Here is a 16,254-nt window from a genome sequence, read left to right as displayed (position 1 = left end):
CTTGGCGGTGGTTCTAAATAGCCTTTAACATATAATAAATAAAAAAAACAGCCTGTTGTTCCAACAGGCTGTTTTTTTTATATCCAACCGCTTTGTAAGATTATGCGCTAAAGCTAATGTTCAAGGTAATTGGGGTTGCACTTAATGCTTTACTTACCGGGCAGCCCGCTTTTGCGGCATTGGCCAGTTCTGTAAATTTAGCTTCGTCCATTCCTGAGACTTTACCTTTCAAATCAAGTGTGATGCTGGAAATAGCAAAACCACCCTCTACAGGATCCAAAGAGACAGTTGCCTCTGTAGTCAATTCGTCTGCGGTAAAACCTGCTGCAACGATCATGAAGCTCAATTGCATATTAAAACAACCTGCATGTGCTGCTGCAATTAATTCCTCAGGATTCGTTCCGGCTTTTCCGTCTTCATTTTCGAATCGGGTTTTGAAACTGTAAGGTGTTTGATCAAAGAACTTATTGGAGGAAGACAATGTTCCTTTACCTTCTAATCCTGTACCGTTCCATACGGCTGTAACTCTTCTTTTCATGTATTTAAATTTATTGTTTTTAGGGATCTGCAAGCACCCGAAGATGCAATTTACTTAGATAAACCTAAGCATTCCTTTTAAACTTTACAACAATTTAAGACAGTCATTTTGTTAAGCCAAAGCCCATCCTCAGGAAATAAAACCCACATCAATACCTTAATTTCTTAAAATAATTCAATGCCACCTCCCGGATAATTAAAAATATTCGTTACGTTTGAAAAAAGGAATTAGATCCCGCTATGAGCATGACAAATTTTAATCTGAATACCATGATATCCAAGCTGAGCTCGGGTATTGCTGTTATTGTGATTATTATTATTGTCATTCGTGATACAGGGAAGGTTATGTAAAAAATAGATCAAAATATGATACCACATAAGCCTTTCCTAACCCGGAAGGCTTTTTTTATGCTTAAAATTATGAACGGGAAATTTATCATCAGCATCGTGTCGGAAGACAAAAAGGGTCTTTTAAACCAGATCACATCTGTTTTCAACAAAAAGAATTATGAAATTGAAAGCCTTTGTGTGGCTAGAACAGACATCAGGAATATTGTGATGATCACTGTAGAAGCCTTGCTTCCTTCTGAAGACCTCCAAAACACCTTATTTAAGCTGGAAAGGTTTATTGAAGTATACCGGGCAGACGCCCATTGTGCTAAAACACACCATCTCAGAAAAGTTGCCTTTTTCAGCGTTTCCAAAGAAATTATGACTTCATATTCATGGTCTGCAATCCAAAAATATGGGGCAAGTATTACCGGAGTATTTGAGGACTCCTTCCTTTTAGAGAAAACAGGAACAGATGCGGACATACAGGAGTTATATAACAAACTGGATGGCAGTCATCTGCTCAGTTTTTGTAAAACTACTTTGGTACTTAAGGAATCAATGTCAAATATGGAGGGGCTTTTTTAGGATACTAATCTTATCTTTGCCCTATGTCTATTGAAGAATTAGAAGCTTATTTTGAAAGTATTGATCTGCCCGAAAATGTGTATCTGAACCAGGCCACTAAAATTACAGATGTAAAAAAGTTTGTAACCAGCCATATCATAACCGTGAAAGCACATGGCCATATTAAGGCTTATTCAAGTTTTATGGACAGGCTCATACAGTTAAAAGAAATTATTGAAGCCCAGAACGCCACAGAAAAGGCAGATTAAAGTTCTATATAGGTAAACCACTTTTTATAGATCTGGTGGTAAACACCATTCTCTTTAAGATGCCTGAGCACTTCATTAATTCGGTGTCTGAGTTCGGTATCTCCTTTTTTCATGGCAATACCATAATGGGAATGTGTATCGGGCAGAAACATTCCCATTTGCAGTTTTTTATATTTTTGTAAAAAACTCCCTGCAATAGGCGAATCGTCTATAACAATATCAATTTTCTTTTTAACGAGCAGCTGATAGAGTTCTTCATTTTTAGTGGCATGTACAACCTGATGATTTGGAAATTTCTCCATGATGTATTTCTCCGCCTCTGTAGCAATACGTACCCCAAGAATCTTATGATCAAAGCTGTTTAAATTATTTAAAGACGTACCTTCATTAACCACTGCACAAAGTCTAAATTGCAGATAAGGTACACTAAATTCTAAAATCCTTTGCCTGGAAGGGGTCATAGTCACAGCAGAACAGATCATGTCCAGCTCTCCTTTATAGAGCTTTTCAAGGATATTTTTCCAAAGCGAAATCTCATAGTGGATCTCCAGATTCAGCTGCCCGGCAATTTCTCTCATCAGATCAACCTCAAAGCCCTCAAATACATCAGAATTATAATCTGTATGCATAGGGACTGGCGCGACAGAATCCAATCCAATTTTAAGTATTTCTTTCATTTCAACGGTTTTTACAGTATTTAACTCAGATTCTGCTCGTTTAATCTTTATTTCAATACCAATACAACAAACAATTGGAACTCGGTTATAAAGATAAGCCAGAATCCTTGAAATACGGCAAATTGAGTGGAAATTAATCTAAAAGGATCATTCTGAGGCAAATGTTTTTTCTATCCTTTTATCCGGGACAAACCAGATCATGGCCACCAAAATGTAAATGCCAAAACTGATCCAGGAGTTAAACATGGCTGCAACGATAGCAATCAAATACAGTGTAACCGAAATTTTCCCTTTGTTGTCTGTTCCGATGGCTCTTTTTAACTGAACATTTTCATTGCCATTTCTAATCAGCACATTAATCAAAATGGAATAAGCAACTCCACACATCAGTAAAACAAAACCATATAAGGCTGCAGGCCATTGACTAAAATGGTTCTCGCCCATCCATCCGGTAACAAAAGGTATTAAGGACAACCAGAACAGTAAATGTAAATTTGCCCATAGTGTGGCTCCATTTACAGATTTAACGCTCTGAAAGGTGTGGTGATGGTTATTCCAGTAAATGCCCACATAGATAAAACTCAGCACATAACTGATAAATACCGGCAGCATTGGAATCAGATCCTTAATGTTATTTTTCTCGTGGGGTACTTTTATCTCCAGTACCATAATGGTGATGATGATGGCAATTACCCCATCACTGAATGCTTCCAAACGTCCTTTATGCATAGTTCTAATCTATTTCTATAGCAATATAACAAATAAATTAAAACTATGCAGGAAGGATAAATTGACCTTATTTCCTTTTATTCTTTCCAGTTAATAGCTTTAAAAACGATCTCATTGTAGTTATCCTTTTCAAAGAAAACCCCAACACGATCCTCTGAAAGTTTCACCAAATCAGAATATGCAGCGTAATCTCCTTTGTAACCTTCCGGGCTTTTAGCCACAACTTTAGAAATTTTCCAGGTTTTCCCTTCATCAAAGCTGATCCTCAAAGTTAAGTTATCCCTTTCTCTGGTATCTGCTGCATTACAAAAGGCAAGAACCGCTTTTCCTTTTTGTTTGCCAATGTTCAGAATGCTTCCCTGGCAAACAGGATCCGGTAATTGCTCATCAAAATACGTATTGAGCCAGCTTTGTCCTCCATCTTTGCTGATACTTACAATCCGCTGCCTGATATTGCCCAGCTGATTTCTGGCGTTGATCATCAGCTGATTTCCAGATAACTCTACTGCCATGGATTCGTTGCCTCCTGGTGTAGCAATGTCTTCGCTCAATTTAAAGCTTTGACCATGATCATCCGTATAAAACCCATGTATTCTGCCATCTGCATAATGTGGCAATGGTTTCCCCGCCGAATGGTTCGCAGCAACATAGATCCGTCCTTTGTACTGCCCTGAGTTTAGCTGAATGGCATGTCCTGGACCGTTGGCATAGCTCCTCCAGTCCTGATCGGAGTTGTATACTTTATTGACTTGAGGCTGTTTTGGTTTATGAACCTGAAGGGTAATATTTACGGGGGCAGACCAGCTTTCACCTCCATCAGCAGATGTTTTGTACCAAACCTCGCGCAGGCCCACTCCTTTCCTTACTTCATTTTCAGGTGCGTTCCCTGTGTTATAAAACAAGAATATACGCCCTTTTGGATAAGCAGGATCGGTTAAATCCAACACGGGTGACGGATTTCCTGCTTGTAAAGTGTCGTTAGAAACAACTATAGTTATGAGGTTCCAGGTTTTCCCATGATCTGTACTTTTCCTCATCACAATCTTGACATTTCCGAAATCACCTGCCCCGTTTACACGTCCTTCAGCAAAGGCCATTAAATCTCCATTAGCCATTTTAAGGATCGCAGGGATCCTGAAACTTTTGAAGCCCTCTGTACCGGATCTGAAGACTGAAACTTCCTGGGCATCGGCAAAAACCGGGCTGGCCAATAAAAGAACAAATAATGCTCTGTATAGAAAAGAAAAATATCTCATGATGTTAAATTTGCTAAAAGTTGTAAACAATACCATTCTTGCCTCGGTAAATGAAAGGGTCCTTTAAATAAATTACCTTTCGCAGTTTGTGCTATGCTACCGTCTTTGTGGAGATAACCAAACCATTCTCCGTGTTGCTTGTCATGGAAATGCTGGTAGGCATAGTTGTGAACCAGCTTATGCCATTCTCCGTATTTTGGATCTCCTGTCATGGTATAAGCCAATAGGGTTGCGATGATCACCTCATTGTGCGGCCACCAAAATTTCATATCCTGCCAGTATTCCTGAACTGGTTTATTGTACACATCTTTGAAGTACAAAATTCCACCATGTTCTTTATCCCATCCACGTTCCCACATATAATCCAGCATCTTACAGCCTAATGCGATTAAACGTGGATCATTGCCTCTGTGCTTAGCTTCATGAAGGATAAACCAGGCACCTTCTATGGCATGTCCAGGATTAAGTGTCCTGCCATCAATATGGTCTATAATACTTCCGTCTGGTGCAACCTGTTCCATAACACACCGGATGTCGTCTTTCACAAAATCTCTTTCGATTTCGTTAATCCAACGGTCTATCCATTCATCACATCTGGGGTCTCCTATCGTTTCCCGGAGTTGCTGCGCAGTATTGATCATAATCATTGGAGTACCAATACCTTTTGCTGGCCTTACAGCAGTAAACTTAGCAGGCAGGATACCAGGTATGGTAGAATACTCGATGCATTTTCCAAACAAATATCTGGCTTTTTCGGCAGCCTGTTCATCTCCGCTTGCTTTTGCATAGGCTGCATTGGCAATCACAGCAAAGGTTTCAGAAAAGTAATACCTGCGTTTGCGTATCGGCCGGCCGTCTCTTGTCACATGGAAGAACATCTGTCCATCAGAATCGAAACAATATTGGTTTAAGAAATCGATACCTGATTTGGCACCATCCAACCATTCTTTTTTTTGTTCAACAGTATTGTATAAAGTAGACAACAGCCATGCTGCACGACCCTGAATCCAAACGGCCTTATCATCATCAATCAGTGTTCCGTCCTGGTCCCGCATCAATAAATATCCACCGTACGTTTGGTCTATTGACCGCGGAAACCAAAATGGAACAGTATCGTTTAACAATTGATTCTTATAGAATTTCTGAAGTGCTTTAAGTTCTGTGTTAGAATAACTCATTAGATTTTTAATTTATAGATATTGAAAATGTAGAAGCCGGCAGTTCTGCCTCGTTCACCAGATTTGCCCGTGTAAAAGGCTTCCATGCATAAAGCAATAACTTTGGCTTCAACCCCGGAGGAGGAACAATATAAATGGCAGTTCCACGGATCTCGGCTTTGATGGGTATCCGTAAACCCTGGTCTGTAAACAACTCAAAACCAGTTACTATTTTTTGGTCACTGGTCTTAAGCTGCACCGCATGATCAAAGTAGACCACAATTTCATTCCCTCGCCATACCGCCTCCCGGACTTCCGGGCCATTGGCCTCTATGTTCTTTTGGTAAGTATATTTTAATGCCAGTTTAGCTAAACGTTCCCCAACTTCCTTTTTCCTGGTAGGGTGCACATTTAAGGAGTCTCCCAGATCGCTGGTCACCGCCATAGCTGTATTGGGAATCTTAAATTGTAGCTTGCGCTGTGCCGCTCTGAAAACTGGCCAGGATGGCCGGTCTATACTGCTCAGCTGTACATAGTAAAAAGGAAATTCATATCCCCATTGCTGCCTCCAGCTCTTTACCAGGGTTTGAAAAAGACGATCGTGAAGTTCTACATTATGCGTATTGCTTTCTCCCTGGTACCAGATCACCCCTTCAATTTGAAATTTGGTTAAGGAATCCAGGCCAGCTTCATAATTGTAGCAAGGTTCATAAGGATGTCTTTGCTTAGGGTTTAATGCTGCTTTAAGATTCGTATCTGCACGTTCCCTCACCCAGGGCTGGATAAAATCGGACTTGCGCCAGTTGGACAGTTCGTCGACCAGCAGATCATCATGTTCCATGGTTTTTCTGTCTATCCAGGATTCAGTTGGTGATCCGCCAACGGCAAGCTCAATTAAACCGATCGGCACACCTTCTTCCTGTACAATCTGTTTTCCAAAATAATAGCCAACAGCGGTAAAATCTGCGGCTATTTTTGCTGTACATGTACTCCAATTACCGAAAAAAAACTTCAATTGATTGGCTTTAACCAAAGACACGGAATCCCATGCCGAATTGTCTGTCTCCCTCCAGCCTTCCAATTTAAACAGACGCAACAGGGGGTTTAAAGTCAGGCTTTTCAATTCAGGGCCACCTGTAGCTGCACTTTTTAATGGAAAGGCCATATTGGACTGTCCAGAGCACAACCAAACGTCACCAATAAGGATATCTTGCAAAACCATTTTCTTTTTTTGTCCCTGTACTTTCATCACATATGGCCCCCCTGCCGCTAAGGCAGGAAACTCGACTTTCCACCTCCCATCCTGATCAGCCGAGACACTCTTTTTCTGATCCCCAAAGGTCACATCAACCTGTTCACCAGCATTAGCACGACCATAAATAAGAATCGGTCTGGATCGTTGTATCACCATGTGATTGTTGAAAATTGAAGCCAGTTGCAAACCTCCAAAATTGCCGGTTAAACGTTGAAAAATCGTTTGTGCAATGATTGATGCCCCTTCCGAATCAGGATGGAGCTGATCTGCAAACAAGTCCGGTCTATTGTGGAGTGGGGTATTCAAATCGATTAATCCAATCTGATTTCCTTTAGCTACTGCTGAAATACAAGCTTGAATTTGCCAGTACCAATCCCGTGTACCTGATTTAAATCGGGGATGTCCGCTGAAAATCGGTGTTAGCCGGCAAACGTAGAGCTTGACCTTTGGGTTTACCTTTCTTAAGGTATCCAGCAGCCAGGTATAATCTGCTTCAAAATCCATTTTATAATCCGGCCAGTTTCTTGGATCTGTGTCATTTAATCCAAGATGTACGATGGCTATATCCGGTTTATAATTCAGTGCATCTGTAAATTCCTTTGTTTTAGAATAGGGATTATGTCCATGTTTCAGTAAAGTAGCCCCACTGCGACCAAAGTTTTTCACTTCATAACTTTTACCCAGAGACTGCTGAAGTCTGGCCGGATAGCACTCGGTTTCTCTGTCTTTCAGACCATAACCATAGGTTACAGAATTGCCAATACAAGCAATCCTGATGGGCTTACTTTCCTGGGCTTTTAAAGTAAGCATAAGGGATAGCAGCAATGCCAGTCCGGCAATTTGTTTTATATACCGGCTCATATTTCTACAAAATCATTATGTTTGGGACGCAGGAAATAAAGCTGGATACACAATGCAACCAGTACAATGCCCGCAAGCATAGCGAAATCTCTGCCCAGACTACCCGCATCTGAAGACTTACCTAAAAGGTCTGTAATGTAGGCCCCTGAAAAGACACCAACCATATTCATCAGACCATAAGCTGTTGCCCTGTATCTGGCAGAAACGAACTGGCATAAGATGGGCATATTATTGGCATCAAACATTCCAAACCCCAGACCGAAGCATATGGCCGCGCCAACTACATTCCATAAAGAGTGTCCAAAACCCAAGAGCAATAAAGAGGGAATAGTTAGCCCCAATCCAATGGCGCTGGTATAAATCCTTCCTTTGATATTTTTCTGTACCCATTTATCAGATAATATACCTCCAAACAGTACGCCTAGAAAAGAAGAGGCAGCGATGGTGATGGTGGATAATGGTCCGGCCTTAGCCATATCAATGTTCAGATTTTGAGCAAAGAGTGTAGGAAGCCAGTTTTTGGCTGCCCAACCTGGCAAGCTTGGAACTGCGAAATAGAAAAGAATAATCCAGAAGGACACATTAGTAAATAAAATGGCTAGCCCTTTAAACAAGGAAGATTTAGCTTTAATACGAATCTGATCTGACTCCTGTAATTGATCTGATGGCGTATGTTCCCTTAAAAAAAAGATCAGCACTAAGGAATAGAAAATACCGATAAATCCAAAAGTATGAAAGGTAACCTGCCAGGAAAAAGCAGCGGCTACAGTGGCGCCAAATCCACCTAAGGCCTGTCCCATGTACAAACCAGTCATATGGATACCTATGGCCAAAGACCTCGTTTTAGGCGAATGAAAATCGGCAATCAGCGATAAGCCGGCAGGAATATACAGAGCCTCGCTTACTCCCATAATTGCTCTGAGCCAATAAATCTGGTTAAATGTAGTTGCATAGCCCATAGCATAAGTTACTCCAGACCAGACAAACAGACTTCCAACAATGAGCCATTTTCGGTTAAATTTATCGGCAATAATTCCTGAAACAGGACTCATCAAACCGTAGATCCAGAGAAATATGGCCATTAAATAGCCAAAATTGGTCGCAGATTGTAACTCTGCAATATCAATTTGCATGGCTGGCTTCATGGTAGACAACATCTGTCTGTCCATGTAATTCAGCAAAGCCACCACCCAAAGCAAACCGACAACTACCCAGGCATATCTTTTCGTATTCATTACCATACATTTAAGTTGTTAATCCGCCCAAGCATTACATTGGGTGTGCGTATACCAGGTTTCACTTCGCCGTTGGACAGGATGATATCGTTCCCCCATCGGGTGGCTGTTGTTGTTACCTGTGCAGGGAAGGATAATTCGCCTAATTTAGTCCATCGATTAGTTAGGGTATTGTAGAGCAGTATTCCTCTGTAAAACCCCTTATGGTTGATGTTCAGTTTATTTTTTTCGGCAATGAGTTTCTCTTTTTCTTCAGGTATTTCTGTACTGGCAATTTTTGCGAGGTAAGTTTCAATCTGATGGAAAATATGGCCATTATCTCCGCCAGTGATCAAAACAGAATGTTTACCCAAGGCCAGTCCAGCTCCGGCAGAGAAATTTGTTTCTTTTAATCCATCTTGTATAGGAGCACCCCTTGTCCAGCTGCGTTTCCCAGGATGATAGATCAATGTTGTGCCATGCAGTTCACTAATTCCTGAAGCAGTTTTTGTTCTCCCTCCTATAACATAAATATTCAGGCCATCAGTCCCATTTTGCGCTACGACTACAGCGTTTGCAAGTGCAGTGGGTAAATCTGGTAAGACAAGCCATTCTGGATTTTTACTTTTTAAGTTCAAACTTAGAAAGCTATTGGAAGAATTGAACTTTCCATCTCCTCCTACAGCATACACAATAGGGCCAATATGAGTCAGTGCAATATTGGTTAAGGCAACAGGCAAGTCAGGTAAAGATTTTATGAAGACCTGATTCTTTAACGGTTCAAAGGTTAATAGGTAAGATTTATTTGATAATCCATTCTCATTTTCGCCTCCCGCATATACAATTCCTTGCTCTGTTGAGGTATTCCCGCAATAGGCAACAGGCCTCTCAAGCTTAGCTTTTACCCTGGTATCCCAAATAAACTCGCCTTTATCTTTCTGCAAAATATGAATTTCATCCGAATAGTGTTTCTTACCGCCTTCCCATGGTAATTTGTCAGGAAAATTGGCCCCGCCTGCGAGGATCAGAGCATTATTGGATACCGCATTAATGGCTCCGGCAAAACCTGGGGATAGTTGCCCGTCAGTCTGAGTAACCTTAGCCGCAACAGTCCATTGAATAGAATAATTTGATGCTTGCTGTGGCAATGCATCTGAAGAAATCAGCATAAATGTAAAGAATAAGAGAGAAGGACATTTGAACATGGTGCGCTTATTTAGGTCTAATGAGGAGCAAGCGATTTAAATTGATGGAATCCCACCAATTCTACGTCTTTTTTGAAGGATTCGAATTCTTCTGCATTCATATTTTTAACCGGAAGTCTAAATCCACCACAATCAATATTTACCAGTTTCATATAGGCTTTTCCGGTTGCAATTCCTCCATATTTACCCAGTAAACGGATCATATCGATGGATTGCTGCTGTAATGCTCTTGCCTGTTCAAAGTCGCCGGATTCATAGGCCGTGATCATATCGTAGTACAGCGGTGCAGCATAATTAAAAGTACTTCCTACAGCTCCCTTATTTCCAAGGATTAGTGCAGACAGCATATTCTCGTCTCTTCCCCATAGCATATCGAATTTACCATTCTTAAAGTGTATACACGAAAGAAAGTCCATAAAATCTTCATGGGTATATTTGACGCCTGCAAAATTAGGGACCTTACCTTCCACTGCTTTCAGCAAATCATACATCGCAAAACCTACACCAGTTAGAACCGGGATATGATAATAATAAAAAAGCATATCAGGTACTTCCGCTGCAATTTCTGCACACATCTGGGCCAGTACTTCTGCATTAGCCGGTTTAAAATAGAAAGGAGAAGTGAAGGATACAGCATATAAGCCAATTTCACGTGCGTGTCTGGCCAGGTCTTTACAATCTTCCACACTGGTTCCGCCCAGAAACATCAGTACTTTAAAATCCGGGTCCTGGCGGGTGCAATCTGCCCAGGCTTCTGCTATTTGTTTTTTTTCAGCATTGGTCATGGAAACGCCTTCACCGGTCGAACCGCAGATAAATGCACCTGTGACTTTATTGTTTTTAAGAAATTGATAGTAGTCTGGAATAATGGAGATGTTGATTTTACCCTGGTTATCCATAGGGGTAAAAGGTGCGGCAATCAGGCCGGTTAGTTTTTGTACTGTCATATGTTATTATTCTATAATAGATGGAAAGCGTACATCAGGCAGACCAAATTTATACTGCCTGATGTTTGAATTTAATTAGGTACCCGGATATCCTGGATTCTGGTCATTTTTAAGGGTTTCATCACTTGTTAACGTGCTTCTGTCAATTGGCCATATCAATTTATAGGCTTCACTTCCCTTGTCCAGAACGCCAACAAGATTAAGATCTTTTCTAAACGCAAGGGGATCTCCAGAGGCATCCTGCATACGGCGTAAATCGTACCAGCGTTTTCCTTCAGCCACAAGTTCTTTATCTCTTTCATTAAAAATAGCCAGCTCATTTTGCTCAAATGATCCATTCATAAACAAAGGTGCTGTACCGGCAGCATATGCTCTGTTCCTAACGGCCATAATTTCTGCGGTAGGATCTTGGCCCTGTTTATTTTTAATCTCTGCCAATAGAAGATACGCTTCGGCCAATCTGTATATAGGAAAATCGTCAGAGAAACTCCGGGAACCATCTACTATGGTTCCTAAGAATTTACGAAGATTCGTTGCATGAACAGTGCCTTTATTAAAATTTAGAAATGTCACATTGGCCCTGGTATCAGCAGCATCGTATTTAGCATACAGATCATATTTGTATTCATACCTTATGATGGTACCTCCACCAGCCACTTGTAAAGGATCTGAAGCAGAGATGGGCTGACCTTTATCATCAACATAACCTGTAAGCGGGTCAGTAATAGCGTATATGAACTGTCCATAACTATTTGTTGCCTCACCCTGCTGGTATCTGATTGCAAAAATCATCTCATTATTTCCTTTATTGGCCGGAACCGCAGCTGAATTAAATACGTTAGCAAAAGAAGATTGTAAACTGTATTTTGGCAAAATTTCATCTATGGCAGACTTCGCTGTGCTTAAATCCGCAACGGTTGTTGCCGGAGCCTGGCCATCGATCTTTACTTTCGCAGACCATAGATAAATCTCTGCCTTCAACATCTGACTAGCTGCTAAAGACCATTGTGCTTTCTGGAACTTAGTTGTATAATTCCCTGCAAAGTTAGCAACAGACTGGTTCACATCACTTTTAATAAAATCTAGTGTTTCTTTTTCAGTTTTGGTTCTTGGCAGATAAGCTTGTTGAGATGTGGTTGGTGTATTTGTGATCACCGTGGGCTCTTTAGCTAAAGGTAAACGGCCAAATGTACGGTATAAATGAAAGTAATAGTACGCCCGTAAACCATAGGCCTGTCCCAGATAATACGCTTTATCGGTCGCTTGGAGGTAGGTTGCTTTTTCCACCTGATAAATGAAATTATTGACCTGGAATATTGCAGCGTAAAAACCTGCCCATGAAGAAATTCCGGGTGAAGACTCCCTGATGTCCTGTCGAATAATAGAAGCCGAATTTAGAGATGCCGTTCCAGTAAAGCTTGTTCCATCCCGCAGTGCCCCCCCTCTGAGCTCTCCCAAAGTATAAATTGTAAACTGAAAGGTTCTTAGTTGGCTATGAAGACCAATCATTGCACCATCTACCTGAGCAGGTGTTTTCCAAAAATTTTCACTGGCAAAGAAATCTTCCGGTGCAAGATCTAATTTTCTGCAGGCGCTGAAATTAATCACCACCATAAGGGTTAATAAACTGATAAATATTTTTTTCATCTGACTCTTCATTTTAGTAGCGGATCTTCCGCTGTTAATTATTTTTTGAGTTTCCAAAGGTTTCATCTTATTTTTAGAATGTAAACTGTGCACCAAAAATGATGATACGTGGTAAGGGATAGCCCCCTGATCCGGCACCACCTATTCCAATACTACTGGATTCTGGAGAGAACAAAGTTGACTGACTGAAATAGGTTAAGTTCTGGCCGGTCACAGAAAAATTAATATTTTGGCTTTTCAAACGACTTGTCCACTTGACAGGTAGTGAATAGGTTAAATTCAACTCTCTAAGAGCAAGATAATCACCTTTTTTATAGAACATACTCGACTCTCTGTAAGTGTTGTTTTTATAAAGTTGATCTGCCCAATAGTATGTTGGATATTTTGCATTAGGGTTTTCTGGCGTATAGGTATCAAATACCTGATCTGTCGTATTAAATGTTCCCTGTGCATTACTTAAGAACCAAGCACTTGGTCCATCATACTGTACAAAACCTAACGCATAATCAAATCTGGTACTCATAGAAAGTCTTTTCCATTTCACATTCACACTGAAACCACCCGTCCATCTTGGCACTGTACGACCAATACGTTTCCTGTCAAAAGAATTAATCGTATCGTTACCATCCATATCCATCCATTTAACATCGCCAAGTGCAATTGGAAAGACAGCTGCTTTTTGAGCTGCAGTCATGTTATTATAGATACCTGGTCCAACCAACACTTTAGCTCCTAATAAGTCTCTTCTATTTGCATCTTTGTCCAAATCTGCCTGCGTTCTATAAAGGCCTTCTGCCACATAGGCATAAGCAACATTGGGATCCTGCCCCTCTTGGGTACCTCCAACAAAAATATTCTTCTTTGTTACCGGATCATATACTTCGAACCCGCCAATTCTATTGTTGATCAAGCCATTATTAGGAAGCTTTAAGACTTTATTTGCATTATAGGCAACATTTGCAGATACGCTTACCGTCCAATCATTTGTGCGAACTGCATTGTAATTCATCTCTGCCTCTACTCCCCTGTTCTGCATACTTCCATTGTTGGTGGTCAACTGTGTAAAGCCTGCGGTTGCAGGTAAATTAAATGAAGAGATTTTATTAAAGGTTTTACGACTATAATAGGATACCGTCAAATCTATTCTATTCAACAATCTGGTTTCCAATCCATATTCGTAAGTAGCAGAACTTTCCCACAATAAATTTGGAAAAGGCAAACTATTAGCAAGATAGCCCACGCTTCCATTATATTTACTTGTGCCGTACTGTCCCTGAAGATTATACGCGTTAATAATCCTATTGTCTGGGTCTGCATTCCCATTCCGGCCATAACTTGCTCTTAGCTTCAAAGTATTAACTACATCTTTCAATGGCTTAAAAAAATCTTCTTTGTCTATATTCCACCCCAGTGAAATACCTGGAAAATTACCCCATCTGTTATTTAATAATTTAGAATAACCATCTCTTCTGAAGGTAGCTGTCATTAAATACTTACCTTCGTAGTCGTAGTTGGCTCTCCCAAAAAAGGACAATATCCTTTGACGGGTATGGCCAGTACTGATGCTCCGTCTATCTTTATCAGAACTTGTCAAACCAAGAGCCATGAAATCATCCGATGGCGCTCCTGACCCTGATGCCGCCAACCCCTGCGTGTAAATATCATAGAACTCAGATCCACCCATAACGTCAAAATGGTGCTTCTCTCCAATATTTTTGGAGTATTTAAGTGCGCCATTATAAGTCTGGCTCATACTACGAGAAAATGAAGCAGAACTGGATCTGGTCGTGTTAATCACTCCTGGACTGGCTAAATAATCTTTATTGAAAGATTCATAATAACCTTCATCATAAAACCAGTTTGCGCTGGTGTTCAGTGTAAGATTTGGTAAAAGGTCAACTTTAAAGGATTGTGTTAATGTAAATTTATCCGTATTGTTTTTCCTGATAAACTTATCATCATTCACCATTGGGTTTCCATCTCCAGAATCCCGTCCAACCAAAAGATCGCCATTCTCGTTTGTCCCCCTCATTGTTGGAGGTGCTCCTAAAGATCTGGAAAGATAATTCCCCTCAGAATTGGTCACCGCATCCCTCCATTTGGCATCAGCAAAATTCAAGCTTGAAGTAGATGTTAACCAGGGCTTAATCTTGTATTCACCATTAAAAATAAAAGTTACCCTCTTATAAAAAGTATTAATTGGAAAACCATCCTCATTGTATGTACCCAAGCCAGCATAATAATTTCCTTTTTCATTACCTCCAGTCATCGCTACATTATAGTCCTGGGTCAAAGCATGACTCCGCAAAGCATAATCTTTATAGTTGAAATCATTAAATATAATTTGCTTACCAGTTACCGGATCAGTCATGGTTTGCCATCCGTCCTGAAGCTTCACTTTATTCACATCGTCCAGAAACATCGGACTCCAAACAGCTGCAGCATTCTTATTACCATCCAGAATATTACCATTTGCATCCTTATAGAGGTTACCAGTTCCAAAAGGACCTGTGGCCGTTAATTGTGCGAGTCTACTCGGTTCGTAGATTCCAGAAGTTTGGATAGCTTTTCTGGACCAGTATAAATAATCTTTGGCATTCAAAAAGTTGTAAGGAATATTTAATGAATTGACACCCACTTTTGCTTTTACCGTAATGCTGGCAACACCGTCTTTTCCCTTTTTGGTCGTGATCAATATTACCCCATTGTTTGCTCTTGCTCCATAAATAGCTGTTGCCGATGCATCCTTTAATACTTCTATGGATTCAATATCATCTTGGTTGATCTCACTAAAACCAGACCTCAGAAAACCGTCTACAACAACCAAAGGTGACCCTGTTCCATTATACTCTGTACCTCCGCGTAGTATTACTGTAGCCACCGCGCCAGGCCTTCCAGAGGTTTGTTGCACTCTAAGCCCCGGAATGGTCCCTGCCAAAGCAGAAGAAGGATTGGAGCGTACGCCCGTTTCCAAAACCTTATGATCTAATTTGGATACAGATCCGGTTAAAAGTGACTTTTTCTGAGTTCCATAACCCAGTACAACCACTTCATCTAGTTTGGCATCATCATCTTTCAAGAAAATCTGAAGCGAGTTACTCTCACCAATAGTAACTTCTTTTGAAAGATATCCTATAGAAGAAATAACAAGAATGTCTCCTTTAGCCGCCTTGATCTTAAACTCTCCAGACGAATTCGTTTGCGTCCCATTTTTTGTTCCTTTAACAACAACATTGACAGAGGGCAGGGTTATCTTATCTTTTTCTGCAACTACTCTCCCGGAAATACTCCGGTCCTGTGCATAAAGTACGGTAAATGACAATATCCCTATTATTGTCAAAACCGTTTTAATGTAAGTAAATTTTTGATTCATGAAATTTAGTTTAGGTTGGTTTGGTTTGTATTATATGTCATACATAAAGCAATAGTAGTAAATAAAAAAGATTATTGCCAAATAATTCAGATATATTTTTACAATCTGATTTTCTGAGTGTTATAAATACACTTTATTAAAACCGAGCGGAAGTAGCTGAGAACAAGACCTCATCCAGCTGAAGGAGTTATCATCCCACCAGTAACATCCTTATGTTGAACATTCTCCTT

13 protein-coding genes are annotated in these 16,254 nt (G+C 40.4%); 2 read left to right on the top strand and 11 right to left on the bottom strand.

All coding sequences use genetic code 11. The features are described from left to right. Positions 1–100: 100 nt before the first annotated feature. Positions 101–538: an OsmC family protein gene (locus tag DBR11_RS11745; protein ID WP_108552830.1), complete on the bottom strand. Its 438-nt coding sequence runs from the start codon at positions 536–538 to the stop codon at positions 101–103. Between the two features lie 419 nt (positions 539–957). Between DBR11_RS11745 and DBR11_RS11740 the strand changes: the two genes are divergently transcribed. Beyond that, the gene (locus DBR11_RS11740) at positions 958–1,455 is read left to right on the top strand and encodes a hypothetical protein (protein ID WP_146186513.1); all 498 of its coding nucleotides are present in this window, start codon (positions 958–960) and stop codon (positions 1,453–1,455) included. A 23-nt stretch (positions 1,456–1,478) separates the two neighbouring features. Continuing rightward, complete coding sequence (locus tag DBR11_RS11735) at positions 1,479–1,703, top strand: hypothetical protein (RefSeq protein ID WP_108552820.1); 225 nt, start codon at positions 1,479–1,481, stop codon at positions 1,701–1,703. On the opposite strand, the gene DBR11_RS11730 is transcribed toward DBR11_RS11735, so the two are convergent. The 10 genes from DBR11_RS11730 to DBR11_RS11685 form a co-directional block, all read right to left on the bottom strand. Beyond that, on the bottom strand, positions 1,700–2,380 hold the full coding sequence (locus DBR11_RS11730) for an ABC transporter substrate-binding protein (RefSeq protein WP_108552818.1): 681 nt from the start codon (positions 2,378–2,380) through the stop codon (positions 1,700–1,702). The genes DBR11_RS11735 and DBR11_RS11730 overlap by 4 nt on opposite strands. A gap of 147 nt (positions 2,381–2,527) precedes the next feature. Beyond that, positions 2,528–3,109, bottom strand: a complete 582-nt coding sequence (locus DBR11_RS11725; RefSeq protein WP_108552816.1) for a TMEM175 family protein — start codon at positions 3,107–3,109, stop codon at positions 2,528–2,530. Between the two features lie 77 nt (positions 3,110–3,186). After that, positions 3,187–4,365 carry an exo-alpha-sialidase gene (locus DBR11_RS11720; protein WP_108552828.1) on the bottom strand — a complete coding sequence of 393 codons (1,179 nt, stop codon included), beginning with the start codon at positions 4,363–4,365 and terminating at the stop codon, positions 3,187–3,189. Beyond that, complete coding sequence (locus DBR11_RS11715) at positions 4,362–5,543, bottom strand: AGE family epimerase/isomerase (RefSeq protein WP_108552814.1); 1,182 nt, start codon at positions 5,541–5,543, stop codon at positions 4,362–4,364. The genes DBR11_RS11720 and DBR11_RS11715 overlap by 4 nt, the downstream gene beginning before the upstream one ends. Positions 5,544–5,550: 7 nt before the next feature. Further along, positions 5,551–7,638: a GDSL-type esterase/lipase family protein gene (locus tag DBR11_RS11710; RefSeq protein WP_233260729.1), complete on the bottom strand. Its 2,088-nt coding sequence runs from the start codon at positions 7,636–7,638 to the stop codon at positions 5,551–5,553. Next, positions 7,635–8,873 carry an MFS transporter gene (locus DBR11_RS11705; protein ID WP_233260728.1) on the bottom strand — a complete coding sequence of 413 codons (1,239 nt, stop codon included), beginning with the start codon at positions 8,871–8,873 and terminating at the stop codon, positions 7,635–7,637. The genes DBR11_RS11710 and DBR11_RS11705 overlap by 4 nt, the downstream gene beginning before the upstream one ends. Then, a complete protein-coding gene (locus tag DBR11_RS11700; protein WP_233260727.1) occupies positions 8,873–10,021 on the bottom strand; it encodes a galactose oxidase in 1,149 nt (382 codons plus the stop codon). The genes DBR11_RS11705 and DBR11_RS11700 overlap by 1 nt, the downstream gene beginning before the upstream one ends. 53 nt (positions 10,022–10,074) lie before the next feature. Next, positions 10,075–11,004 carry a dihydrodipicolinate synthase family protein gene (locus tag DBR11_RS11695; RefSeq protein WP_108552808.1) on the bottom strand — a complete coding sequence of 310 codons (930 nt, stop codon included), beginning with the start codon at positions 11,002–11,004 and terminating at the stop codon, positions 10,075–10,077. Between the two features lie 75 nt (positions 11,005–11,079). Then, positions 11,080–12,651: a RagB/SusD family nutrient uptake outer membrane protein gene (locus DBR11_RS11690; RefSeq protein WP_158275271.1), complete on the bottom strand. Its 1,572-nt coding sequence runs from the start codon at positions 12,649–12,651 to the stop codon at positions 11,080–11,082. A 73-nt stretch (positions 12,652–12,724) separates the two neighbouring features. Beyond that, positions 12,725–16,024, bottom strand: a complete 3,300-nt coding sequence (locus DBR11_RS11685; protein ID WP_108552804.1) for a SusC/RagA family TonB-linked outer membrane protein — start codon at positions 16,022–16,024, stop codon at positions 12,725–12,727. Positions 16,025–16,254 lie beyond the last annotated feature (230 nt).

The sequence above is a fragment of the Pedobacter sp. HMWF019 genome (genome assembly GCF_003061025.1).
Taxonomy (GTDB): Bacteria; Bacteroidota; Bacteroidia; order Sphingobacteriales; family Sphingobacteriaceae; genus Pedobacter.
Note: the sequence above shows the minus strand (reverse complement) of the source record. Positions and strands in the feature narration are given on the sequence as shown.

Coding starts and splice junctions, on each gene's coding strand:
- DBR11_RS11745 (WP_108552830.1), bottom strand. CDS start 538: ATGAAAAGAAGAGTTACAGCCGTATGGAACGGTACAGGATTAGAAGGT.
- DBR11_RS11740 (WP_146186513.1), top strand. CDS start 958: ATGAACGGGAAATTTATCATCAGCATCGTGTCGGAAGACAAAAAGGGT.
- DBR11_RS11735 (WP_108552820.1), top strand. CDS start 1,479: ATGTCTATTGAAGAATTAGAAGCTTATTTTGAAAGTATTGATCTGCCC.
- DBR11_RS11730 (WP_108552818.1), bottom strand. CDS start 2,380: ATGAAAGAAATACTTAAAATTGGATTGGATTCTGTCGCGCCAGTCCCT.
- DBR11_RS11725 (WP_108552816.1), bottom strand. CDS start 3,109: ATGCATAAAGGACGTTTGGAAGCATTCAGTGATGGGGTAATTGCCATC.
- DBR11_RS11720 (WP_108552828.1), bottom strand. CDS start 4,365: ATGAGATATTTTTCTTTTCTATACAGAGCATTATTTGTTCTTTTATTG.
- DBR11_RS11715 (WP_108552814.1), bottom strand. CDS start 5,543: ATGAGTTATTCTAACACAGAACTTAAAGCACTTCAGAAATTCTATAAG.
- DBR11_RS11710 (WP_233260729.1), bottom strand. CDS start 7,638: ATGAGCCGGTATATAAAACAAATTGCCGGACTGGCATTGCTGCTATCC.
- DBR11_RS11705 (WP_233260728.1), bottom strand. CDS start 8,873: ATGAATACGAAAAGATATGCCTGGGTAGTTGTCGGTTTGCTTTGGGTG.
- DBR11_RS11700 (WP_233260727.1), bottom strand. CDS start 10,021: ATGCTGATTTCTTCAGATGCATTGCCACAGCAAGCATCAAATTATTCT.
- DBR11_RS11695 (WP_108552808.1), bottom strand. CDS start 11,004: ATGACAGTACAAAAACTAACCGGCCTGATTGCCGCACCTTTTACCCCT.
- DBR11_RS11690 (WP_158275271.1), bottom strand. CDS start 12,651: ATGAAAAAAATATTTATCAGTTTATTAACCCTTATGGTGGTGATTAAT.
- DBR11_RS11685 (WP_108552804.1), bottom strand. CDS start 16,024: ATGAATCAAAAATTTACTTACATTAAAACGGTTTTGACAATAATAGGG.